Source organism: Planotetraspora thailandica (assembly GCF_016863335.1).
In the GTDB taxonomy this organism is placed as follows: domain Bacteria; phylum Actinomycetota; class Actinomycetes; order Streptosporangiales; family Streptosporangiaceae; genus Planotetraspora; species Planotetraspora thailandica.
Genome location: NZ_BOOR01000010.1, coordinates 60,011 through 83,009 on the forward strand (window position 1 = coordinate 60,011; position 22,999 = coordinate 83,009).

General features: G+C 69.2%; 25 protein-coding genes and 1 tRNA gene. 14 read left to right on the forward strand and 12 right to left on the reverse strand.

Annotated features, from left to right (window positions below):
- Positions 1-43: 43 nt before the first annotated feature.
- Positions 44-172, reverse strand: a complete 129-nt coding sequence (locus tag Pth03_RS42025; RefSeq protein ID WP_275413063.1) for a hypothetical protein — start codon at positions 170-172, stop codon at positions 44-46.
- 614 nt (positions 173-786) lie between these two features.
- Here Pth03_RS42025 and Pth03_RS09275 point away from each other — a divergent pair.
- Complete coding sequence (locus Pth03_RS09275) at positions 787-1,704, forward strand: aminoglycoside phosphotransferase family protein (RefSeq protein ID WP_203943756.1); 918 nt, start codon at positions 787-789, stop codon at positions 1,702-1,704.
- A 394-nt stretch (positions 1,705-2,098) separates the two neighbouring features.
- Here the strand turns inward: Pth03_RS09275 and Pth03_RS09280 are convergent.
- Positions 2,099-2,180: transfer RNA gene (locus tag Pth03_RS09280), tRNA-Tyr, on the reverse strand.
- A gap of 138 nt (positions 2,181-2,318) precedes the next feature.
- Here Pth03_RS09280 and Pth03_RS09285 point away from each other — a divergent pair.
- A complete protein-coding gene (locus tag Pth03_RS09285; RefSeq protein WP_203943757.1) occupies positions 2,319-2,798 on the forward strand; it encodes a GNAT family N-acetyltransferase in 480 nt (159 codons plus the stop codon).
- Positions 2,799-2,851: 53 nt separating this feature from the next.
- On the forward strand, positions 2,852-3,340 hold the full coding sequence (locus tag Pth03_RS09290; protein WP_203943758.1) for a YajQ family cyclic di-GMP-binding protein: 489 nt from the start codon (positions 2,852-2,854) through the stop codon (positions 3,338-3,340).
- 23 nt (positions 3,341-3,363) lie between these two features.
- Here Pth03_RS09290 and Pth03_RS42445 read toward each other — a convergent pair whose 3' ends face one another.
- Together Pth03_RS42445 and Pth03_RS09300 are read right to left on the reverse strand one after the other, a co-directional pair.
- Positions 3,364-3,597 carry a tyrosine-type recombinase/integrase gene (locus Pth03_RS42445; protein ID WP_203943997.1) on the reverse strand — a complete coding sequence of 78 codons (234 nt, stop codon included), beginning with the start codon at positions 3,595-3,597 and terminating at the stop codon, positions 3,364-3,366.
- 445 nt (positions 3,598-4,042) lie between these two features.
- Positions 4,043-4,441 (reverse strand): STAS domain-containing protein, encoded by a 399-nt coding sequence (locus tag Pth03_RS09300; protein WP_239118882.1) that lies wholly within the window; start codon positions 4,439-4,441, stop codon positions 4,043-4,045.
- Between the two features lie 490 nt (positions 4,442-4,931).
- Here Pth03_RS09300 and Pth03_RS09305 point away from each other — a divergent pair, with 490 nt between their 5' ends.
- The 5 genes from Pth03_RS09305 to Pth03_RS09325 all read left to right on the forward strand — a co-directional run bounded on the left by Pth03_RS09305 (position 4,932) and on the right by Pth03_RS09325 (position 9,163).
- Positions 4,932-5,534 carry a class I SAM-dependent methyltransferase gene (locus tag Pth03_RS09305; RefSeq protein WP_203943759.1) on the forward strand — a complete coding sequence of 201 codons (603 nt, stop codon included), beginning with the start codon at positions 4,932-4,934 and terminating at the stop codon, positions 5,532-5,534.
- Between the two features lie 79 nt (positions 5,535-5,613).
- On the forward strand, positions 5,614-6,453 hold the full coding sequence (locus tag Pth03_RS09310; RefSeq protein ID WP_203943760.1) for a helix-turn-helix transcriptional regulator: 840 nt from the start codon (positions 5,614-5,616) through the stop codon (positions 6,451-6,453).
- 273 nt (positions 6,454-6,726) lie between these two features.
- Positions 6,727-7,599 (forward strand): transporter substrate-binding domain-containing protein, encoded by an 873-nt coding sequence (locus Pth03_RS09315; protein WP_203943761.1) that lies wholly within the window; start codon positions 6,727-6,729, stop codon positions 7,597-7,599.
- Positions 7,596-8,426, forward strand: a complete 831-nt coding sequence (locus tag Pth03_RS09320) for an amino acid ABC transporter permease (RefSeq protein WP_203943762.1) — start codon at positions 7,596-7,598, stop codon at positions 8,424-8,426. Before Pth03_RS09315 ends, Pth03_RS09320 begins: the two co-directional genes overlap by 4 nt.
- Positions 8,423-9,163: an amino acid ABC transporter ATP-binding protein gene (locus tag Pth03_RS09325; RefSeq protein ID WP_203943763.1), complete on the forward strand. Its 741-nt coding sequence runs from the start codon at positions 8,423-8,425 to the stop codon at positions 9,161-9,163. Before Pth03_RS09320 ends, Pth03_RS09325 begins: the two co-directional genes overlap by 4 nt.
- A gap of 3 nt (positions 9,164-9,166) precedes the next feature.
- On the opposite strand, the gene Pth03_RS09330 is transcribed toward Pth03_RS09325, so the two are convergent.
- On the reverse strand, positions 9,167-10,516 hold the full coding sequence (locus Pth03_RS09330; RefSeq protein WP_203943764.1) for an FUSC family protein: 1,350 nt from the start codon (positions 10,514-10,516) through the stop codon (positions 9,167-9,169).
- Positions 10,517-10,583: 67 nt separating this feature from the next.
- Between Pth03_RS09330 and Pth03_RS09335 the strand changes: the two genes are divergently transcribed.
- Positions 10,584-11,045, forward strand: a complete 462-nt coding sequence (locus tag Pth03_RS09335; protein ID WP_203943765.1) for a MarR family winged helix-turn-helix transcriptional regulator — start codon at positions 10,584-10,586, stop codon at positions 11,043-11,045.
- A 31-nt stretch (positions 11,046-11,076) separates the two neighbouring features.
- Positions 11,077-11,652 (forward strand): pyridoxamine 5'-phosphate oxidase family protein, encoded by a 576-nt coding sequence (locus Pth03_RS09340; protein WP_203943766.1) that lies wholly within the window; start codon positions 11,077-11,079, stop codon positions 11,650-11,652.
- 5 nt (positions 11,653-11,657) lie between these two features.
- Here the strand turns inward: Pth03_RS09340 and htpX are convergent, their stop codons facing one another.
- From htpX to Pth03_RS41345, 7 genes are all read right to left on the reverse strand, one after another.
- Positions 11,658-12,506, reverse strand: coding sequence for a zinc metalloprotease HtpX (htpX, locus tag Pth03_RS09345; RefSeq protein WP_203943767.1), 849 nt, complete (start codon positions 12,504-12,506; stop codon positions 11,658-11,660).
- 75 nt (positions 12,507-12,581) lie between these two features.
- Positions 12,582-14,192 (reverse strand): NADH-quinone oxidoreductase subunit N, encoded by a 1,611-nt coding sequence (locus Pth03_RS09350; protein WP_203943768.1) that lies wholly within the window; start codon positions 14,190-14,192, stop codon positions 12,582-12,584.
- Positions 14,189-15,805, reverse strand: coding sequence for a complex I subunit 4 family protein (locus Pth03_RS09355; protein WP_203943769.1), 1,617 nt, complete (start codon positions 15,803-15,805; stop codon positions 14,189-14,191). The genes Pth03_RS09350 and Pth03_RS09355 overlap by 4 nt, the downstream gene beginning before the upstream one ends.
- Positions 15,802-17,712: an NADH-quinone oxidoreductase subunit 5 family protein gene (locus Pth03_RS09360; protein ID WP_203943770.1), complete on the reverse strand. Its 1,911-nt coding sequence runs from the start codon at positions 17,710-17,712 to the stop codon at positions 15,802-15,804. Before Pth03_RS09360 ends, Pth03_RS09355 begins: the two co-directional genes overlap by 4 nt.
- Positions 17,709-18,041 (reverse strand): NADH-quinone oxidoreductase subunit NuoK, encoded by a 333-nt coding sequence (nuoK, locus tag Pth03_RS09365; protein WP_203943771.1) that lies wholly within the window; start codon positions 18,039-18,041, stop codon positions 17,709-17,711. The genes Pth03_RS09360 and nuoK overlap by 4 nt, the downstream gene beginning before the upstream one ends.
- Before the next feature lie 33 nt (positions 18,042-18,074).
- On the reverse strand, positions 18,075-18,524 hold the full coding sequence (locus Pth03_RS09370; RefSeq protein ID WP_203943999.1) for an NADH-quinone oxidoreductase subunit J family protein: 450 nt from the start codon (positions 18,522-18,524) through the stop codon (positions 18,075-18,077).
- 86 nt (positions 18,525-18,610) lie between these two features.
- Positions 18,611-19,378 carry a NuoI/complex I 23 kDa subunit family protein gene (locus tag Pth03_RS41345; RefSeq protein ID WP_239118883.1) on the reverse strand — a complete coding sequence of 256 codons (768 nt, stop codon included), beginning with the start codon at positions 19,376-19,378 and terminating at the stop codon, positions 18,611-18,613.
- Positions 19,379-19,591: 213 nt separating this feature from the next.
- Here Pth03_RS41345 and Pth03_RS09380 point away from each other — a divergent pair, with 213 nt between their 5' ends.
- The 4 genes from Pth03_RS09380 to Pth03_RS09395 are packed head-to-tail and all read left to right on the forward strand — an operon-like array spanning position 19,592 to position 22,999.
- Positions 19,592-20,494 (forward strand): ABC transporter ATP-binding protein, encoded by a 903-nt coding sequence (locus Pth03_RS09380; RefSeq protein WP_203943772.1) that lies wholly within the window; start codon positions 19,592-19,594, stop codon positions 20,492-20,494.
- 11 nt (positions 20,495-20,505) lie between these two features.
- A complete protein-coding gene (locus tag Pth03_RS09385) occupies positions 20,506-21,213 on the forward strand; it encodes an ABC transporter permease (protein ID WP_203943773.1) in 708 nt (235 codons plus the stop codon).
- A gap of 5 nt (positions 21,214-21,218) precedes the next feature.
- Positions 21,219-22,394 carry a sensor histidine kinase gene (locus tag Pth03_RS09390; RefSeq protein ID WP_203943774.1) on the forward strand — a complete coding sequence of 392 codons (1,176 nt, stop codon included), beginning with the start codon at positions 21,219-21,221 and terminating at the stop codon, positions 22,392-22,394.
- Positions 22,391-22,999, forward strand: coding sequence for a response regulator transcription factor (locus Pth03_RS09395; RefSeq protein WP_203943775.1), 609 nt, complete (start codon positions 22,391-22,393; stop codon positions 22,997-22,999). The genes Pth03_RS09390 and Pth03_RS09395 overlap by 4 nt, the downstream gene beginning before the upstream one ends.

Here is a 22,999-nt window from a genome sequence, read left to right on the forward strand (position 1 = left end):
GACTGACATGTGTCACCCGCAGTTGGGTGTTGCAGCACGGGCACTACGCGCCCCGGTAGTCCAGCACCACGCCGTAGTCGCCCGACAGCGCGTCGGGCAGGGTGAGTTCGGCGCCCCCAGGCAGCGAGACGGTCAACTCCGGGAACCGGTCGCCGGGGTTCAGGACGGTCATGAGGGCTCCTCGAGGTCGCACCACACCGGGTCGCGACCGGCATGGCTGGCAGACAAACTGCGGAAGGGCCCGGCCCCACCCGGACCCCCGCATCCTTAGAATCCGCCGGACCGCAGTTCTTACCTTGAGATCGCCGAGTTTCGGCTCCGAAGGTCGTACGAGGCGCGAACACCGCACTCAGATGCGCTGTCATGGGCACGGCGCGGCATAGGTGGCCACGCTGGTGCGGACCCATCCGCGACCAGCTGACCGCTGGGGCCTTTCGCGCGCAGCACGCCTGGGTCATCGATGCCCTCCAGGCGAATATCCAGCCGCCTCCGACCTCCTCGGCCAGACACGACGGGGACTAGCTTTTCCTTACGTGCGGGGGCCTCGTGCATCGGAGACACCGCATGACCGCCGGGCCATTAGCGGGCCATTAACCAGGGTGACGAGGAGGCAACCACGGTCACTCAGGACCGGTCTCACGCCCAGGTCAGCACCCCTAACAGCCGTGATCCATACGCTTCCCAAGCTGACAGCCCGGGAACTGCCCGAACCCTGGGTCTCCTTTCCTGAAAGCCTTGAACCGGGGAGGAAACGGGCGGGTCGCCATGCGGTTACTGTTGCTTCGCATGACTCACACCGAGATCGAGATCAGCGCGGAGCTCGTGCGGGATCTGCTGCGTGACCAGCACCCCGACCTGGCCGATCGCCCGTTGCGGCTCGGCGCGCGTGGCTGGGACAACCAGCTCTGGCGGCTCGGCGACGACCTCGCCGTCCGGTTGCCCTGGGCGACGCAGTCTGCGGACGCGCTGCTGCGTAAGGAGCACACCTGGCTGCCCGTCCTCGCCCCGGGCCTTCCTCTGCCGGTACCCGTCCCGCAGCGCCTCGGCGAGCCCTCCGCTCTGTTTCCACGACCCTGGATCGTCACCACCTGGGTGCCGGGCGAGCCTGCCGACCGCGCCCCCGTCACGCGCGCCACGGAGGCTGCCGACGTCCTGGCCGCCTTCCTGACGGCTTTGCACCAACCCGCCCCCGATCAGGCGCCCGCTGGCCGGGACCGCGGAGGGCCGCTGGCCGACTACTCCGAGGGGTTCGTCAAGGGGCTCGCCTCGGCCACCGAGATGGGATTGATCCCCGACCCGGACGCCGTCCGCGCGGTCTGGGACGACGCCGTCGCCGCGCCCGACTGGACAGGCCCGGCGCTATGGCTCCACGGCGACCTGCATCCGGCCAACGTCCTCACCGCGGACGGCACCATCTGCGGCGTGATCGACTTCGGCGACCTCTTCGCGGGCGATCCGGCCTGCGACCTCGCCGCCGCCTGGAGCCTGCTGCCGGACGGCGCCGCCGACCGCTTTTATGACGCCTACCAGCCGGCCCCGAACGCCGCGACCCTGCGCCGCGCACGCGGATGGGCGGTACGCCGCGCCCTCGGCGGCATCCATATCGGAGAAGCCGGCGTCCGCGGCCGCCCAGGCGGCAAGGCTACATGGGGCCCACCCGCCCACGCCGCACTGCGACGCCTCATCGCAACCGCCCATCGCTGATCGATCGCCTCTCCACACGCTCGAATATCTTCGCGCCGGTCCCCAGACATCGGCATGCTGCGGGTCTACCTGCAGGGCAGTTCAGGCGACGGTGGCGAACCCATTGTGGGAGCCATTGGGACGGACGATGCCGGATCGAGCCGTACGGATCTGAACAGCCGCGGTGTCGTCGACCAGCGGCGCGAACTGATTCGGACGCCGCTGGAGATCGTTTGGGAACCTTGTAACAGAAGGCTCGCGGAGCGCCTCCGGGGCGTGGATACGAGCTTGATCACGTGCCACAGGCGTGCCATATCCCACGGGAAACAGCGGGGAATCATGGTCACTCACGGATCATGAACAAAGAAGCCCCCGACCGGCATTTCTGCTGATCAGGGGCCTCTTTAGGCTGGTGTGGCAGGTGCAAGGTTCGAACTTGCGTAGGCTGAGCCGACGGTTTTACAGACCGCTCCCTTTGGCCACTCGGGCAACCTGCCGTGACACCGCTGAGTGCAGCGCCAGGAAGAAGGATAGCGGACTTCCACGCTGCCCGTGACGCCACTTTGTCCCAGGGCGACCCGGACGAACACGAAAATAAACGCGCCTTGACCGGCCCGGAGAGCCATAGTTGACCCATGATCAGATGGGCCGAGGCCGGTGACCTCGAAGATCTTGTCCGGCTGGAGCTCGCCGCCGACGGCATGTTCGCGCCGCTGGGCATCGTCTTCCCTCCGGGCACGACGATGATCGAGGAGTGCGACGATCCGGCCCGGGTGATCGTCGCGGGCCGGCCACCGGTGGGATTCGCCATGCTCGGCGTGGTCGACGGCCATGCGCACCTCGATCAGCTTGCCGTACACCCCGATCACGGGAGGCGGGGCATCGGAACGGAGCTGCTCACCGCGGCCTGCGACGCGGCGGCCGCGACGGGAGCCGCCGCCATGACACTGACGACCTTCCGCGACGTCCCGTGGAATGCGCCCTGGTACGCCCGGCGCGGCTTCGCCGTACTGGCCCCTGAGGAGTGGGGGCTCGAGCTGACCGCGCTCGTACGGCACGAGCAGGCGCTGGGCATCGACCTGGCGCCCCGTGTTGTCATGCGCAGAGACCTCTGATCACGCCTGGGCCACTAATCTCAGAAGGCAACGAGGAGAGGACACGGACACCGATGGCCGACAGCAGTTTCGACGTCGTCAGCAAGATCGACCGGCAGGAGGTCGACAACGCCCTGAACCAGACGGCCAAGGAGGTCGGGCACCGATTCGACTTCAAGGGCACAGGAGCCGAGATCTCCTGGTCGGGCGACAACATCGAGATCAAAGCGAACAGCGAGGAGCGTGCGAACGCGGTCCTCGACGTGTTCAAGGAGAAGATCGTCAAGCGAGGCCTTTCGCTGAAGGTTCTCGACTCGGGCGAACCGAGGCTGTCCGGCAAGGAATACCGGCTGACGGTCGCCCTCAAGGAGGGCATCGACCAGGAGAACGCGAAGAAGATCTCGAAGCTCATCCGCGACGAGGGGCCCAAGGGCATAAAGGCGCAGATCCAGGGCGACGAGCTCCGCGTCACCAGCAAGAAGAAGGACGACCTCCAGGAGGTCATCGCCCTGCTAAAGGGCAAGGACCTCGACATCGCCCTGCAGTTCACGAACTACCGCTAGCACAGGGGCGCCGACCTGGCGTTTCATCGACGAGTGGCCTTGTCAGGGCACATGCCGGGCACACGGCCCAGGGCGTCGTCAACGATGCGCCGGGTCTTCTCATGAGGCTCAGGCCACTCCCCCACGTAGGTATTCAGCGTGATCGTGGGAGTGGCATGGCCTAGCGCCATCTGTACCGTTTCGGCGCTTGCGCCATTGTGAATCAAGAGTATGGCGAAGTAGTGGCGGAAGGAGTGCAGCCCCGTTCCCTTGGGGATATCGGCTGCATCACGAGCTGGTGCCTAGATGTGCGCCCAATCCGCGCGGTGGATGGGGTTGACCGTCGAGCTGAGGAAGAGCAGCTTCGCGAGGCGACGCCGAGGGTTGCGCAGGTCAGTCTCATCGTCGATCTCGATCTCAACGGGTGAGTAGCGCTCAATGTGCCGCTTAAGAGCCCACACCACCACGTCGGGTAGCTCGACTGTGCGAACCGATGTCTTGGGTCTTGGGCGGCCCAAGACAAGGCTTGCGCCCAGCTACGCAGACAAGCTGTTGACGTACGTCGATCTCACGCCGCAAAAAGTCGATCGCGTCGAGTTCCAAGCCGGTGATCTCTCCACCGCGTAGACCGCATCCCGCCGACGGTCGCACCTGGACCATGGGCAGATGCGGTTGTGGGGTGGCTGTGGTGTCCATGGCCAGGCTGGTGGTAGCGACGCGGTTTCAGTCAACCGGATCGCGGTGTGTGGACGCGATCGCGCTGGACAGCGTCGGGTGGATCGTGAAGCTTTGGTCCAGGCCCGTGATCTGCAGCAGGCGAGTCATCAGAGGACTCGGTCCGGCGAGCCGGAGCGTGATGCCGCGCTGCCTGGTACGGCGCTGGATGCCGACCAACACGCGCAATCCGGACGCGTCGCAGAAGGACACATGGGACAGATCGAGGATGAGTACGTCCTCGGACCGTTGGAGCGCATCGCGTAGGCGCATCCGTAGTGCCGGGCTCGTGGCGATATCGATTTCGCCATGGAGTCCGACGATGGTGTGGGCGAGCCGGCAAGCGACCGGCGGACGCGCGCGCGTATGAGCCCCGGAGTAGGGGTTGTTAACAAATTTCAGGATCACAATGAGTCGGCTTCCTCGGTCTTCTAACCGTGTCCGCTATCGCCGCGGGCGACGCCGACTCTGATGCCAACGCACAAAAAGTCCTCGGTGTCTTCAAACTATCCGCCAAAGTCGCCTTAAATGGGCGCAAGTCAGGCAACATTATGGAGATCTTAGACAAACGCCGAGATGCCAAACCCGCAGGTCAGAGGCCACATCGGCGCTTCAAGGCTGGTCGGCCACACACCGTGGCAGTTCACGAACTACCGCTAGCGACAGCAACGCCGACCTGGCATTTCATACGGGTGGCTTTTCAGGGGACACGCTCAGGCCACTCCCCACGTGGATATTCAGCGTGATGAGGAGAGTGGCATGGGCCTTTTGCCATCTGCGCCGTCTTCACGCTTCCGCTGTCGCGCATGAGGAGTGCGGCGGAAAAAACGCAGGCCGACAGGTCCTGGCAGGCTCAGCGGCGCCGACCGGCAGGGCCTGTGTCCGGCAGGATGATCGCATGACGGTGCAGAACGGCAACCGGTGGAATCACAACATCCATTACCACCCCCGCATCCTGCGCGCTGTCCCCGATGGCTCCCGGCGCGCCCTCGACGTCGGCTGCGGCGAGGGCATGCTCGCCCGGGAGCTCCGGCAGGCCGTACCGCACGTCACCGCCATCGACCTCGACGCGCCCAGCATCAACCAAGCCCGCAAATATCCGGACAACGTCGACTACATCCTCGGCGATTTTCTCACCCACCCCTTCGAACCCGCCTCGTTCGACGTCATCGCGTCGGTGGCCGCCCTGCACCACATGGACGCCGCCACCGGCTTGGCCCGCATGCGCGACCTGCTGCGCCCCGGAGGCATCCTGGCCATCGTCGGCTTGGCCCGTAGCGTCATGCCCAACGACCTGCCGCGCGACCTGGCCGGTGTCGTCGTCGGCACCTTCCATCGCGCCAGGAAGGGCCACTGGGAGCATCCGTCCCCCACAGTGTGGCCGCCTCCGGTGACGTACCCGCAGATGCGAGCGCTGGCCGCCGAGATCCTTCCCGGGTCCCGATATCGCCGTCACCTCCTGTTGCGTTACAGCATCGTCTGGCGCAAGCCACAGGGCTGACGAACGGGACGACCACGCCCCAGCAAGGCGTCCAATCGCTTTTGTATTTGTTGACCTCTGCCTTCTTAGGCTGTCCGGTATGAGGAGCGCTCTTGGTGAGTTCCTTCGCGCTCGGCGCCAGACCATGGCCCTCGACGAGGCGGGCCTGCCGAACGATGGCGACCGCCGCCGGACGCCTGGGCTGCGCCGCGACGAGGTGGCCCTCCTGGCGGGTGTCAGCCTCGACTACTACACGAGGCTGGAGCAGGGCAAACAACGCCGTCCGTCGGATCAGGTGCTCGACGCCCTGGCCCAGGCGTTCCGCCTTGACTGCGAGGAAACCGAGCATCTTCACCAGCTCGCCCGTGCCCGGCCGCGTCACTGCGGAATCGACGGCGAGGATGACCAGGTCGACCCCTACGTACTGCGGCTTTTGAACACGTGGGACCACGGACTGGCGAACGTGCTGAACCGCCGAACGGACGTGCTGGCCAGAAACCGGCTGTCTGCCGCCCTCGCCGAAGGGTTCGAGCACACCGACAACTTCATGCGCATGCTTTTCCTCAGCCCGGCGGCCCGGCGGTACTGGCCGGACTGGGAACAGGAGGCCCGTTCCATGGTCGCCCACCTACGCGCCGCCGTAGGAGCGAACCACGGTGATCGATCCCTGCTCGAACTGGTGGAGGAGGTCTCGGAGGGCAGCGAGGACTTCCGGCGGATTTGGGCTCGTTACGACGTGCGGTCCAGGCGCCACGACGTCGTTCGCGTGCGCCATCCTCTTGTCGGGGAGGTGGCCCTTCGGCTTGAGGGGTTCTCCATCGACAACGCCCCCGGCCAGCGTCTTTTCACCATGCAAGCCGAGCCCGGCAGCGCCTCCGAGGAGGCTCTGCTCAAGTTGAGCGGCACACGGCCCCCGGCAGCGTCCATGACGATTCCATGAGAGTGGCGCCGGCCCCGCCCCGCATGCCGATGCCCCACAGCCACGCGCCGACCCCTGCCCGCCCGTCGCCTCTCCCCCGGGGCCTCGCGACGAGCCTCTCTCAAACGGTCATTACCGGATATAACCGACATCTACTGTGGCTACCGTTTCCCCTGGGCCCACCGTTCTCTTTGGGAATGGCGCCAAGAGTTCAGTCGGAAGACAATGCGAAACAATGTGCCTCTAAACTGCGCATGCAAGTAGTCCGGTTTGCACCACAAAGAGGAGGCCTGCGTGGCTCCCTGGTCCACCTTCCCTCGATCCGCCGCGATCGGCGCGACGACTCTGGCGGTCGTCCTCGTCGCCTCCGCCTGCGGTGGCGGGTCCAGTGACACGTCCACGGCCTCCCCGGCTGCCGGGGGCGTCAAGCTCGTCAAAGCGGGCAAGATCACGACTTGCACCAACATCCCCTATGAGCCGTTCGAGTTCAACCAGGGCGACAAGGTCGTCGGGTTCGACGTCGACATCGTCGACCTGGCCGCCAAGAAGCTGGGCGTCACGCAGGACATCGTCGACATCGACTTCGCCGCCATCAAGAGCGGCGCGGCCATGAACGCCGGCAAGTGCGACGTCGCGGCGGCCGGCATGACGATCACCGACGAGCGCAAGCAGAACATCGACTTCTCCGTGCCGTACTTCGACGCCACCCAGTCGCTGATGGCGAAGAAGGACAGCGGCGTCACCTCGCTCGACGACGTCAAGGCCAAGAACCTCAAGCTGGGCGCCCAGGCCTCCACGACCGGCCTCGACTACGTCAAGGGCAAGGGCTTCAACCCGGTCGAGTACGCCGACTCACCCAAGGAGCTCCTCGCCCTCCAGACCGGCCAGGTGGACGTGATCGTCCAGGACCTCCCAGTCGTGCAGACCTGGCTGAAGAAGCCGGAGATCGGCGCCAAGTTCGCCCAGGTCGCCAGCCTCAACACCGGTGAGCAGTACGGCATCGGCATGAAGAAGGGCAACACGGCCCTGGCGCAGGTCATCAACGACGCCATCACGACCGCCAAGGCCGACGGCACCTACAACGCCATCTACAAGAAGTGGTTCGGCACCGAGCCCGGTGCCCCCGCCGGCGCCGCCCCGTCCGCCTCGCCCTCCACCACCCCATGACAGACACGGCCGGCGAGGAGGCACCAGCACAGAAGCCGCGGCTCAGCCCCCGCCAGAGGCAGCGCGTCAGCCGTGGCATCCAGTACGGCGTGCTCATCGCCCTCGTCATCGTGGTCGCTGCGCTGGCCGACTGGGCGGCCATCCGGCAGTCGTTCCTCAACCTCGATGTCGCGAAGCAGGACCTGCCCGACCTGTTCACGGTGGCGCTGAAGAACACCGTGATCTACACGATCAGCGGGTTCGTCATCGGCTTCGCCGTCGGGCTGGTGCTGGCGCTCATGCGGCAGTCCTCCGTCGGGCCGTACCGGTGGATCGCGGCGGCCTACGTCGAGATCTTCCGCGGCCTGCCGGCCCTGCTCATCTTCCTGATGATCGGCAGCCTCCCGCTGGCCTTCCCCGGCTTCCAGGTGCCCGGCGACGTGTACGGCCAGGCGGCGCTGGGCCTCGGCGTCGTTTCGGCCGCCTACATGGCCGAAACGTTCCGGGCCGGCCTGCAGGCGGTGCCCAAGGGCCAGATGGAGGCGGCGAGGTCGCTCGGCATGCCCCACCTGCGGGCGATGGTCTCGATCGTGATCCCGCAGGCGATCCGCATCGTGATCCCGCCGCTGACCAACGAGCTCGTCCTGCTGTTCAAGGACTCCTCGCTGGTGTTGTTCCTGGGCGTCACGGCCACGCAGGTCGAGCTGGCCAAGTTCGGCAACGACCAGGCGTCTACCTTCGCCAACCCGACGCCGATCCTGGTGTCCGGCCTGACCTACCTGCTGATCACGATCCCTCTGGGGTATGCGGCCCGCCGCCTGGAGGCACGCCAGGGAGCGAGCCGATGAGCACCGTCGAGATCAGGAACCTGCACAAGTCCTTCGGCAAGCTCGAAGTGCTGAAGGGCATCGACTTCAGCGTCGAGAGCGGCCAGGTCGTGTGCGTCATCGGCCCGTCGGGCTCGGGCAAGTCGACGTTGCTGCGCTGCGTCAACCTGCTGGAGCAGCCCACCTCGGGCCAGGTGTTCGTCGACGGTGTCGAACTCACGCACCCCGACGTGGACCTCGACGCCGCCCGGCGGCGGCTCGGCATGGTCTTCCAGCAGTTCAACCTCTTCGCGCACCTCACCGTGCTGCGCAACGTCACGATCGCCCAGGAGCGGGTGCTCAAGCGCCCGCGGGCGGAGGCCGTACGCATCGCGCGGGAGAACCTGGAGAAGGTCGGGCTCAGCGAGAAGGCCGATTCCTACCCGGCCCAGTTGTCCGGCGGGCAGCAGCAGCGGGTGGCCATCGCCCGTGCGCTGGCGATGAACCCGTCGCTGATGCTCTTCGACGAGCCGACCTCGGCGCTCGACCCGGAGCTCGTCGGCGACGTCCTGCAGGTCATGCGGCGCCTCGCGGAGGACGGCATGACGATGCTGGTCGTCACGCACGAGATGGGCTTCGCCCGCGAGGTCGCCGACCGCGTGGTCTTCATGGACCACGGCGTGATCGTCGAGGACGGGCCGCCGGAGCAGGTCATCGCCGATCCGCAGCACAACCGGACCAGGGAGTTCCTGCGCCGCGTGCTCCATCCCGGCGTGTGAGTCTCAATCGGGGGTGACCGCGGCGACCACCGACGCGTGCACGCTTCTCAGCGTCGTGTCGAGTGTGGCCGCCGCGGCCCCTCCCCCGGGTACGGCCAGCAGTTCGGGGACGGGCCGCAGGCCCAGGGCCGTCCTCGTGGCCCCGATGTTGCGTCTCAGCGCTCCCCGGGCCGCCCGTGCCGTTTCGTCGCCGCCCAGGTCGCCGGCCATGGGCCCGCAGGAGGCCAGCAGGTCGACGCAGTCCGCCAGGCCGGCCCGCCGGGTGAGCCCCCAAGTAAGCCGGCGCCAGGCCAGGCCGGGTTCCGCGGCGACCCGGAGCCCGGCCACGCTCGTGTCGAAATCGCGCCGCCGATCCTCGTCGGGCTTTTCGAGCAGCGCTCCGAGCGCGGCCAGGGTCGTGGCCAGGCGCTTGCGCATGACCGCCTCCGTCTTGATCGGGAGCAGGAGCCACGCGGGCAACACGCCGCACAGGCACCCGACCACGACCGCGGCCAGTCTCTCCGCCAGCACCTCCCCGCCCCCCGCCTGCCCGGACAGTCCGTACAGGATGGCGAGGATGCTGGTCACGCAGAACGACCAGTACACGTAGTTGCGGTCGCGCAGGGCGAGCCCGGCCAGGAGATAGGCGAAGATCAGTACGGCGGCCGGCCAGCCGTGCGGGACGATCAGGCCGCTGAGCAGGGTGGCCGTCGCCGTCCCGAGCAGGGCGCCGCCCGTGCGCTGGACGCTCCGGTGGACGACGTGACCCCGCGAGCGCGCGCCGACCGACACGGTGAAGGCGCTGATCACCACCCAGGCCCAGTGGCCGAAGAGCAGATGCCCCGCGCAGAACGCCAGGGCCAGCGCCGCCGCCGACTGCGCGGCGAACCTCGTGTGCACCGATCCCGCCGCAGGCTCGCGGGAGGGCTCTCGAGCGGGGGCACGAAACGAGGTGATCGTGGTCCAGGCGAGCGCCACGAGACCGGCGACGACCGACCAGAGCAACGCGCTCCACGGGTCGTGGCCGACGGGCACCGGCACGATGAAGAGCCCGAGCAGGGGGAACAGCATCATGCGCCCGATCGCGGCAGCCCGGGCGCCGTATCTCCTCAGGTGGATCGAGACGAAGACGGCGGCCACGAAGACCGCCTCCCCGGGGATCGGCGCCCAGTGCATGAGGGCGCCGATCAGGCCCGTGACCGCGATGACCGGCACGACCAGCAGGGAGCCGCGCCCGGCCCGCATGCGGTCGAGGGAGATCGCCAGAACCACACCGAGCACGATGACGCCGAGCGGCTCCCGCTCTCCGGCGGCGAGCACGGCCAGCGTCGCGGCGGAGCCCACCGCGGCGATGAAAGATCGGGGAATTCTCATCAGCACCTACGTAGGACTTCGCCCATATTGACCAGTTAATACCAAGGAGAAGCGTAGGATCTACTCGATGAACGAGCAAGAGGGGGCGGCAACCGTACGGCGGGGCGCGATGCGGCTCGCCCGGCGGCTGCGCATGGAGAGACCGGCGGGGAGCCTCAACGGGACCAAGCTGAGCGTGCTCGCCGACCTCCACAGGAGCGGCGGCATGACGCCGACGGAGATCGCGGCGGCCGAGCACGTCAAGGCCCAGTCGATGACCCGGGTGCTCGCCGACCTGGAGGGCGAGGGGCTCGTGGCGCGGCATCGCGACCCGTCCGACGGGCGGCAGTGGGTGGTCACGCTCACCCCGGCCGGGCGGGACGCCCTGGTCGAGGACATGGCCCACCGCGACGCGTGGCTGGCCGCCGCCATCGACGGGCATCTGTCCCCCGCCGAGCGCCACCTGCTCTACATGGCCGGAGAGCTCATGGAGCGGCTCGCCGAGGCCGGACGATCACCTGTGTCCGACACCACCCTCCCTGGCCGTTAACGCCCGGTACCCCCCGGGTTATGGTCGCGGCATGGGGAAGATCTATGAACGGATCACCGACCGCCTGCGCGACTTCATCACCGGCCAGCCGGTCTTCTTCGTCGCGACCGCCCCCGAGAGCGGCGGCCACGTCAACGTCTCACCCAAGGGATACGCCGACACCTTCGCTGTCATCGACGACACCACGGTCGCCTACCTCGACCTGGACGGCAGCGGAGTCGAGACGATCGCCCACATCCGCGACAACGGCCGCGTCACCCTGATGTTCTGCGCCTTCGGCGGCTCGCCCAACATCGTGCGCCTGTACGGCACCGGCCGTGTGGTGACCCCTCTGGACGACGACTTCGACGAGCTGATCAAGCTTTTCGGCCCGCATCCGGGCGTGCGGTCGATCATCGTCGTGCGCTGCGGCCGCATCAGCGACTCGTGCGGCTTCTCCGTGCCGTTCATGAGCTTCGACGAGGACCGGACGCTGCTCGACGAGTGGGCCGGCCGCAAGGACGTGCAGCAGAAGAGGGCCTACCGCTCGAAGAACAACCGGGAGAGCATCGACGGGCTGCCCGCGTTGCGCGCGGAGGAGACCGACCCGGTCGCCCGGCACTCCTGACGGGATCAGCGGCGGTAGCCCGCCATCCGCTCCAGGCGGGAGATCCGCTCGGCGATCGGCGGGTGGGTGGAGAACAGCCTGCCGATGCCCGCCTGCCGGAACGGGTTGGCGATCATCATGTGGCTGGCGGAGGCCAGGCGCCCGTTCTCGGGCAGCGGAAGCTGGCGGATGCCCATCTCGATCTTCCGCAGGGCCGAGGCCAGGGCGAGCGGATCGCCCGTCAGCCGGGCACCGGACTCGTCGGCGGCGAACTCGCGCGAGCGGGAGATCGCCATCTGGATCATCGACGCGGCGACGGGCCCGAGGATCATGACGAGCAGGGCGCCGAGGACGCCGGGGCCCTCGTCGTCGTCGGAGCCGAAGAACAGCCCGATGTACCCGAAGTAGGTGATCATCGTGGCGAGGGCACCGGCGATCGAGGAGATCAGGATGTCGCGGTTGTAGACGTGCGAGAGCTCGTGCCCGATCACGCCCTTGAGCTCACGCTCGTTGAGGATGCCGAGGACGCCGTGGGTGACGCAGACGGCGGCGTTGCGCGGGTTGCGGCCCGTGGCGAACGCGTTGGGCTGCATGGTCGGGGAGATGTAGAGCCGGGGCATGGGCTGGCGGGCGTCGTAGGACAACTCCCGCACGATCCGGTAGAGCACCGGCTGCTCGACCTCGGCGACGGGCCTGGCCCGCATGGCGGACAACGCGATCTTGTCGGAGAAGAAGTAGGCGAGGCCGTTCACCACGAGGGCCACGATCAGCGCGAACCGCACGCCCCCGCCGCCCCCGAGCCAGGCCCCCAGCACCAGGATCAACGCGGACAGCGCCCCCAGAAGGACCGCGGTACGCAGGCCGTTGTGGTGCACGCCTCCTCCTCACGGTTTGGTGCGTTCAGCCTTACTAACGCCTACGGCTCGGCTGAACGTTCCCGGCACAGGCGGTCAGGCCACTGCGGCCAGGACCACCTGCGGGACGACGGAGAAGACCAGGGTGACCGCCAAGGCGACGCCCACGGCGGCCGCGACGGGCAGTGACCTCGGCCTGCCCGCGACCTCGCCGGCGGCGGCCGGGGTGAAGAGCTTGGCCGTCCAGGCGATGTAGTAATACAGCCCGATGACCGTGTTGACCGCCATGACGACGGCGAGCCAGCCGAGCCCGCCGTCGACGATCGCCCGGAACACGACCACTTTGGCGAACAGCCCGGCGAGGCCGGGGGGAAGCCCGGCCAGGCAGATGAGCGAGAAGGCGAGGGCCGCTGCGGCGGCGGGGCGACGGAAGATCAGCCCGCGGTAGTCGTCCAGAAGGTCGCGCTCTCGCGCCCGGGAGACCAGCATGACCACGCCGAACGCCACGAGGTTCATCGCCGCGTAGAACACGAGGTAGGCCACTGACGCGCCCACCGCGACGTCCCCGCGAGCCACTCGGGCGAAGACGGCCAGTGGGGCGAGGATGTAGCCGGACTGGGCGACCGACGACCAGGCGAGCACCCGTACGGCCCGGCGCTGCCGGAGCGCGAGGACGTTGCCCGCGGTCATGGTCAGCGCGGCGACGACGGCCACGACGGGAGCCCACACGGCCGCCTGGGCCGCCAGCGCGGTCGTGAGGACGAGGATGAGCCCGGCGAACCCGGCGGCCTTCGAGATCACCGACAGCAGGGCGGCCACGGGGACGGGAGCGCCCTCGTAGACGTCGCCCGCCCAGGAGTGGAACGGCACCGCGGCGACCTTGAAGGCGAACCCCGCCAGCACGAGGACGGTCGCGACGGCCGTGACAGGCCCGAGCCCCGTCGGGGCGCCGGTGTTGAAGAAGGCGGCCGTCGGGACAGGTCCGAGCCTCGCCGGGGTGCCGCCGCTGAGGGCGGTGGCGATGTCGCTCAGGTGCACCGAACCGGTCAGACCGTAGAGGAGGGACACGCCGAAGAGCATGATCGCGGTGGAGACCACGGACACAAGGAAGAGCTTGAGCGCCGCCTCGGAGGCGCGGCCGTCATAGCGCCTCATCGCGGTCAGCGCGAAGACCGGCAGCGACACCAGTTCGAGCGAGACGACCAGCATGATCAGGTCGCGGGAGGCGGCCAGCAGCACCGCCCCGGCCAGCGTGCACAGCAGCAGGAAGTACCACTCGCCGACCGGGAGGCGCCCGCCCGCGAGTTCGGCCATCGACATCAGGACGACGACCAGCCCGGCGGTCAGCGCCAGCCCGGCGAAGATCAGCGCGAACCGATCGAGCACGAACGAACAGGACGTACCCGCATGGACGAGCTCCTCCGGCGCGTTGATGAACACGTTCAGCGTCACGGTCATCCGCGCGGGCATCGGCGGGGGCGTCGGCAGAGCTGGGGGCACGCAGAACGTCTGCCACCACCCTCCCCGCACGGCCTGAGCCGCCGTGACACCGAGCCCCGCGACGACGCCGCCGAGTGTGACCAGGCCGAGCAGCCGGCCGGAGCCGGGGCGGTGGGGCAGGAAGGCGTCCAGCACGAGCACCAGCCCGGCGACCAGCGCGAGGATCAGCGGGACAGCGATCACGGTGTAGTCGATGGACTGGATCACCCGGTCCCACCTCCGATGCCGAAGATCGCGTGTACGGCGGGCGTCGTCAGCGCGAGCAGGGCCTTGGGCCACACACCGAACGCGATGGTCAGCGCCACGAGCGGCAGCCACGCGGCCAGTTCGTGGGCGGTCACGTCCCTCATGGGGATGGCGCGCGGCGGGCCCGCCTCGGCCACGGCCGTCCCGGTCGCGACGGGCTCGATCGGCTCGTCCGGCCCGAGCACCACCCGGATCTCCTCCGCCGACGCCAGCGCCGGGCCGACGGGGACGGTCTCACGCGCCCTGCCATGGGTCACCCGCGACAACATCACCAGGAAGTAGGCGGCGGTGAGCACCGTGCCGACACCGCCGACGGCCATGAACACCAGGAACAGCGGCCGGGACAGCCCGGGGGCGGGCTGGAACGCCCCCAGCAACGCGAGCATCTCCCCCCAGAACCCGGCGAGCCCCGGCAGCCCCAAAGAGGCCACGCAGGCGAAGGTGAGCAGGGAGGCGACGTACGGCAGGCGGCGGAGCATGCCGCCTCCCAGCTTCATCAGGTCGGCCGTGCCGTACCGCTCCTTGATGCCGCCGACCACGAAGAACAGCAGCCCGGTGATCAGACCGTGGGCGATGTTGCCGAAAAGCGCCGCGTTCATGCCCACCGGGGTGAGCGTGGCGAAGCCGAGCAGCACGAACCCCATGTGGCCGACCGACGAATACGCGATCATCCGTTTCAGGTCGCGCTGGGCGAGGCAGGCGAGCGAGCCGTAGATGATGCCGATCACGGCCAGCGCCCCCAGCCAGGGCGCCAGAGCCTCCGCGCCCTCGGGCAGCACGGGGACGGCGATCCTGGCGAAGCCGTAGGAACCCATCTTGAGCAGCACGCCGGCCAGCAGCACCGAGCCCACCGTCGGCGCCTCGGTGTGGGCGTCGGGCAGCCACGTGTGGAGCGGCCATATGGGCGTCTTGACCGCCAGCCCGATGCCGATCGCCAGGAACGCCACGATCTGGGCTGACCTGGCGATGCCCGACCCGTGGCTCGCGGCCAGGTCGACCATGTCCAGCGTGCCCGCCTGCGCCCAGACGACCAGCAGGCCGAGGAGCAGCACGGCCGAGCCGAGCAGCGTGTAGAGGATGAACTTGACCGCCGCCGCCCGCCTGTCGCGGCCACCCCAGATCGCGATCACGAAGTACATCGGGATCAGCACGACTTCGAAGAAGACGAAGAAGACGAGCAGGTCGAGCGCGAGGAAGGTGCCGATCATGCCGACTTCGAGCACGAGCAGCGTGAACACCAGCGCCCGCGTCCGGCCGGCCTCCGGCGGGTGCCCGGCGAGGTGGAGGAAGCACAGGAACGTCAGCAGCGCGGTCAGCACGACGAGGGGCAGCGAGATGCCGTCGATCCCCAGGTGGAAGCGCAGGCCGAGGCCGGGGATCCACGGCAGGTCGGTCTGGAGCTGCATACGTCCGGCCTGGCCGTAGTCGAAGACCGCGGCGACGGCCACCGCGATCGCGAGGACCGCCGCGGAGACGGCGACGCCGTAGCGGCTCGCCGTCCGCCCGCTCACGGCGACCGTTCCGGCGGCGCCGAGCAGCGGAACCGCCGGCAGCAGGATCAGGAGCCAGTTCATGCCAGCACCACCGCCGCCACCGTGATCAGCAGGAGACCGGCCAGCAGGCCCGTGACGTACAGCTGGGTGTTGCCGTTCTGGGCCAGCCGTACGAACCCGGACAGGCGTATCGTCAGCCGGCCGGAGCCGCGGACGGCGCCGTCGACCAGCTGCCCGTCGGCCCTGGCCACGGCACGAGCCAGCCGGAGCACCGGGCGCGCGAACAGGGACCGGTAGAGCTCGTCGACGTAGAACGCCCGCTCGCACACCACGCGGAACGGCCCGAGCATGCGGGCGGGGTCCTGGCGCGGGGCGCTCCGCCAGAACGCGTAGACGCCCCCGGCGCCCAGGAGCGCCACGAGCAGGCTGACCGCGGCCGAGCCCCAGTCGACGTCGGGGAGACCGGCGAAGCCCAACAGCAGGGCGGGTACGGCGAGCACGCCGACGGGCCAGAGCATCGACTTCGGCGCCTCACGGCCGTCGAAGACGTGCGCGGTCCCCGGCGGGGGCTCGGGCAGCGGCTCGACCCGTGACGGGCCGAAGAAGGTCCGCAACCAGGCGCGGGCCGCGTACGCGCCGGTCACGCCGACCGTCAGCAGCGCCGAGCCGTACAGGAAGGGCTGGGCGGGGCCGTGGGAGTGCTCGATGGCCGCGATCACCGCGTCCTTGCTGAAGAACCCGCCGGCCGGCGGCAACCCCATCAGGGCGGCGAACCCGATCGTCATCGCGGCGAACGTGAACGGCAGCGCGGTGCGCAACCCGCCCATGTGGCTCATCCGGTTGGAGCCCACGTGGTGGATCACCACGCCCGCGCACAGGAACAGCAGCGCCTTGAACGCGCCGTGCGTGAGCAGGTGGAAGATCGCCGCCTGGTCCGAGCCCGCCGCCAGGGCTGCGGCCATGTACGCGAGCTGGCTGATCGTCGAATAGGCCAGCACCCGCTTGAGGTCGTTCTGCGCGAGGGCGGCCAGGGCCGCGCCCAGCATGCCGACGGCGGCGACGACCCCGAGCACGTCGAGCGTCGGCTGCGCGCCGAGGAACAACGGATAGAGCCTGGCGACGATGAAGATGCCGGCCGCGACCATGGTGGCCGCGTGGATGAGCGCGCTGATCGGCGTCGGGCCTGCCATCGCGTCCGGCAGCCAGGTGTGCAGCGGCGCCTGGGCGCTCTTGCCCGCCACTCCGGCGAGCAGCAACATCGTGGCCGTGACCAGCGTTCCCGTGGGGATGTCGGCCCGCAGCACGTCGCCGATCCTGAAGCTCCCGGCCGCGACGCCCAGCGTGAAGATCCCGAACAAAAAGCCGACGTCGCCCAGCCGGGTGACCAGGAACGCCTTGACCGCCGCCCGCGAGTTGGCCCGGTCCTCCCACCAGTGCCCGATCAGGAGGTAGGAGCACAGGCCCATGATCTCCCAGCCTGCGTAGAGCACGATCAGGTCGCCCGCGAAGACCACCAGCGACATCGCGCTGGTGAACAGGCTGATGAAGGCGCTGTAGGACGGATAGCGCGGGTCGTCGCGCATGTATCCGACCGAGTAGACCTGCACCGCCAGCGCCACCACGGCCACGAGCATGCCGAGCAGCACCGACAGTCCGTCGGCGCGCAGCGTGAAGGAGATCGGCACCGAGCCCGTCTCGACCAGCGTGAGCGTGCCCTCGGTGGCCCCCGGGAACAGGCCCGACCAGAATTCCCCGCCCGACCAAGACACTGAACCCCGCGGCAGCGCGCCGGCCGACCACACGGCGAGCCATGCGGTGAGCGCGAGCGAAGCCGACGCCGGGACGATCGCTGACCACGCCGCCCTGCGGTTGGCGACCCGGTTGCTCTCCTCCGTACGGCTGCCGCCGCGCGGCCACCGCGACCCCAGCAGCCCCGCGACCGCGCCCGCGAACGGCAACAGGACGATCAGGGCGACCACAGTGATCATGAGCGGTCCTCCGCGGGGGCGTCCCGTTCGGACAGGTCACGGAGCCGGTCGACGTCGATGCTCCGCCGGTTGCGGAAGAGGGCCAGCACGATCGCCAGCCCCAGGCCCACCTCCGCGGCGGCTATGACGATCACGAACAACGTGAGCACCTGGCCGCTGTGGAGCCGGTCTTTCAGCCACACGTCGAAGACGACGAGGTTGAGGTTGACCGCGTTGAGCATGAGCTCGACCGACATCAGCACGAGGATCGCGTTGCGCCTGGCCAGCACGCCGTACACGCCGATCGAAAAGAGCAGGGCGGACACGACGACGGGATAGACGACATGCATGTCAGCCCACCGCCCCCGCCGGGCGCGGGCCGGTCATTCCCGGCCCTTGATGTCGGTACGGGACAGGACGATGGCGCCGATCAGGGCGGCGAGCAGGAGCACCGACAACGCCTCGAACGGCAGCACCCACGTTCTGAAGATGCTCGACCCCAGCTCCTCGGCCGACCCGCGGCCGGGCTCGAGCGGCGTGTAGGCCGCGCCGAACCCGGCGACGACCACGCTCACCAGCAGGGCGGCCGTCGAGACGGCGACGAGCCCGGCGGCCCACCGGTTGCCGGAGTCGAGGTCGGCCGACCGGCCGATGGGGGCCCGGGTCAGCATGATCCCGAAGAGCAGCAGCACCACGATCGCGCCCACGTAGATGAGGACCTGCACCCAGGCCACGAACTCGGCGGTCAGCACGAGGTATCCGCCGGCCAGCGCGCCGAAGCAGACCACCAGCCACAACGCCGCGTGCACCAGTTGCCTGGTCGTGACGACCATCAGCGCGGACCCGAGGGCGACCAGGCCGAGCAGCAGGAACACGATCTCCGGCCCGCTGGGCGGCCAGAGCCCGGGCGCCTCCGATGTCACGCGTCCTCCTCTGGCCCGTCCTTCTTCTTCGGGAGCGACCCAGGGGGCCGGATGGAGCGGATGTCCCGCATGGGACGGGGCGGTTCCCGGCGCGGCGGCGCCTTCTCTGTGACCGCCTTCTCCGTGGCCGCCTGCTCTGTCGCCGCCTGCTCTGTGGCCGTCTGCTCTGTGGCCGTCTGCTCCGTCGCCGTCTGCTCCGTCGCCGTCTGCTCCGTCGCCGGGGCGGCCTCCCCCGTACGGCCGGCAGGCCTGGCCGTACCACGGGCGGGGCGGGACGCGGCGGCGATCTCCTTGGGCGGCTCGGCGCTCACCTCGTGCGGCGGCGGAGGCGGCACGGTGGCCGCCCACTCGCCGAGCCGGTCCTTCTCGTGCAGGAGATCGCGGATGTCGTATTCGGCGTACTCGAACTCCGGCGACCAGAACAGCGCGTCGAAGGGGCAGACCTCGATGCAGATCCCGCAGTACATGCACAGGGAGAAGTCGATCGCGAACCGGTCGAGCATGTTGCGGGCTCGCGGCCTGCCGCCCTCGGGGGCCGGCAGGGTCTCCTTGTGCGAGTCGATGTAGATGCACCAGTCGGGGCACTCGCGGGCGCACAGCATGCACACGGTGCAGTTCTCCTCGACCAGGGCGATCACGCCCCGGCTCCGGGGAGGCAGGTCAGGCTTGACCTCGGGATACTGCTGCGTCTCCGACTTGCGCAGCATGTGCCGCATCGTCACGGCAAGCCCCTTGGCCAACCCCTCTCCTGGTATGCGCGCCATGTGCAACATCATGGCGCACAAGTGCCGACACGTGAATCCGTGATGAGGTCCTATCGGTTATCCACAATTTCCACAGGTTCGGCAGCGCATTATCCACAGAATGTGCAAGCCGGACGCCCCTGAAGGGGGTCGGCGACCCGTGACAAACATCAGGGGTCTAGTCACGATTCACGACACTTACCCACGAAACCCGCTGTTTCTAGTGTCGAAGCCATGGACAACAGCACATCGCCGGCAGTCGAGTTCCGCGGCGTGAGCAAGCGGTACGGCGCCACGCGCGCACTGAGCCGGGCCGGCTTCACGGTGGCCCGGGGAGAGACGGTGGCCCTGCTCGGGCACAACGGCGCGGGCAAGTCCACCGCCGTCGACCTCATGCTCGGACTGCGCCGCCCCGACGAGGGCGACATCAAGATCCTGGGCATGTCGCCGGGCCAGGCGGTGGCGAGCGGCCGCGTCGGCGCCCTCCTGCAGTCCGGCGGGCTGCCGGACGGCGCGACCGTGCGCGACGTGGTCCGCCTCGCCTGCGGGCTGTACGGGGGCAGGAGGCCGGTCTCCGAAACCCTCTCCCTCGCTGGACTGGCCGATCTGGCCGGCCGCCAGGCCGGAGAGTTGTCGGGCGGCCAGTCACAGCGGCTCAAATTCGCCGTCGCCATCGCGGGCAGGCCGGAACTGCTCTTCCTGGACGAGCCGACGGTCGCCCTGGACGTCGAGGCGCGACGGGGCTTCTGGTCGGTGGTCCGCGGAGCCGCCGACCAAGGGGCGAGCGTCGTGTTCGCCACCCACTACCTGGACGAGGCCGACATGTTCGCCGACCGCGTGGTGGTGCTGAGCCGCGGTTCGGTGGTGGCCGACGGCGGCCCGTCGACCGTCAAGGCACTGGCCGGCGGGCGAACCGTCCGCTGCGTCCTCGATGCGCCCGATCCGCGCCGCCTCCTCGCCCTTCCTGGAGTGCAGGACGTGCAGATCCACGGCAACGAGGTGATCCTGCGCACCGGCGACGCGGACCAGACCGTGGGAGCGCTGTACACGTCGATCGGTGGCGTCCGCGACCTGCAGGTCACCGGAGCAGGTCTCGAAGAGGCTCTTATCGCCCTGTCGTCCGGAAAGACGGCGTAATGTTCTTCTTCATGCGATTCGAGGCGGTCCGCGCCTTGCGAAATGTCAAGTATCTGGTCTTCCTGATCGCCGTGCCGGTGGGCTTCTACCTGCTGTGGGGCCGGCAGAGCGGCGAACAGGACGGGATCCAGATCTCCGCCCTCGGCCTGGTCGCGATGGCCGTCTACGCCGCGACCGGCGGAGCGTTGATGGCCGCAGGCGGCGGGGTCGCCGACGACCGGGCGCAGGGCTGGCTGCGCCAGCTCAAGGTGACGCCTCTCCGCGACGCGCAATGGCTGGGCGGCAGGATCGTCCTCGGCATCATGATGATCATCCCCGGCGTCGCGGGAGTTTCGCTGGCGGCCCTCCTCGCCGGCCACGTCCATCTGCCGCCCGCGCGGTGGGCCGCATTGATCGGCCTTCTCCTGGTGGGATCGGTGCCGTTCAGCCTGCTCGGCCTGTTCCTCGGGCTGACCCTGCGCGGCAAGACCGCACAACTGGGCCTGGTCGTCGTCTTCTTCGCCCTCGCCGCGCTCGGCGGCGTCATCGGCTCGGGTTCCCTGCCGGGAATCTGGGAGAAGGCACGGCATCTCACTCCGTCGTACAGCCTCCTCCAGGAGGGGAACGCGGTGATCGCGGGCCACGCGCCCGCGGCGGCCGACGCGGGAGTCCTCGGCGTCTGGGCGCTGGTGGCCGCGGGCGCCGTGCTCCTGCGCTGGCGGCAGAACTCGGGGACGTGACGCACGTGAGCGACGGAGCGCAGACCCGGCGGGCGTGGCTCGCCGGGATCGGCGCCGTTTCAGAGCCGGAGACGCACGCGTCCGACCAGGAGATCGCCTCCGTCTGGTCGGCGCGGAACTGGTCGCGCTTCATCCTGATGATCGCGGCCACCGTGCTGGCCGCCGTCATCTACGTCAGCGATCGGCCTCCGGTGTGGGCGGCCGTCGTCACGATCACGCTCGCGGTGCTGGCCTCCGCCCTCGGCGTGCTCACCAGATTCATGTCCGGCAGCCTGGGCCTGCGGTGGAGCGTCGCGTTCGGCGCACTGGTCGTGCTGACACTCGGCCTCGAAGGTGTGGCCGGCTTCGAATGGGCGGTCACCGTGTCGTGGGCCACCGCGGCCGCCGGCTGGAGGAGCGACGGGAAGTCCCGGCCGATCATCCTCGGCATCGGCCTGGCCGCCTTCGTGCTCGCGGTCGCCCGCGGCGCGGATCTCGGCGCCGCCGTCGTCCTCGCGGGGTTCGTCCTGCTCACCGGAATGTTCTCGGCCCAGGCCCGCAGGAGCGCCGAGTTGATCGAGGAGCTTCAGCGGACGCGGCAGGAGCTGGCCAGGCTGGCCGTCGTGGAAGAGCGCAACCGGATCGCGCGTGACCTGCACGACCTCGTCGGGCACAGCCTCTCGGTCGTCGCGGTGAAGACCGAGCTCGGGCGCCGCCTGCTGCCGATCGACACCGCCAAGGTGGAGGCGGAACTGAAGGACATCGACACCATCGTCCGCCGCGCCCTCGCCGAGATCCGCCAGGCCGTGACCAACTATCGGCAGCCCACGCTGGCCGCCGAGTTGTCCTCCGCCGTCCAGGCCGCGGCCTCCGCGGGCATCGACTGCCGGGTGAAGTCGCCCGATTCCTGGGATCTCCCCGTGTCGGTGGAGGGCCTGCTCGCCTGGACGGTGCGTGAAGGAATCACCAACGTCCTCCGGCACAGTGGAGCGTCGTCGTGCGCGGTCACGCTGTCGCTCGACCCGGTCGTCTCCATCGAGATCATCGACGACGGTTCACGACCACCCGACACGCAGCGGCAGGGCAACGGCCTGATCGGGTTGAGCGAGCGGGCCCGGGCCCTCGGGGGCTCGCTCATCGTGGGACGCCCCGACGAGGGGGGCTTCCGGCTGCGCGTGGAAGTGCCCAAGGAGAAAGCATGACGATCCGCATCCTCCTGGCTGAGGACCAGACGATGTTCCGCGGGGCGATGGCGGCCTTGTTGGCCCTCGAACCGGGCTTCGAGGTGGTCGCGGACGTCGGGCGCGGAGACGAGGCCGTCGGCGCGTGTGAGGCCTTCCGCCCCGACATCGCCCTGCTCGACATCGAGATGCCCGGCGTCGACGGGCTGGAGGCGGCCCGCAGGATCCGTACGGCGGTGCCCGGCACGAAAGTGATCATTCTCACGACCTTCGGGCGGCCGGGATATCTGCACGCGGCGCTGGCCGCGGGCGCCAAGGGATTCCTGCTCAAGGACACCCCGATCACCGAGCTCGCCGTCTCTATCAGGAAGGTGGCCGAGGGCGGCCAGGCGGTCGACCCCGCGCTCGCCGTCGCCGCGCTCAGTGAGGGCGCGAGCCCGCTCACCCCCCGCGAGACCGAGGTCCTGTCCGCCGCGCGCGGCCACGGCACGATCGCCGACCTCGCCCGCGACCTTCACCTGTCGGCCGGGACCGTGCGCAACCACCTGTCGGCGGCCATGCAGAAGCTCGGTGCCCGCACCAGGGCCGAGGCCGTCGACATCGCCGCCGCCAAGGGCTGGCTGTGA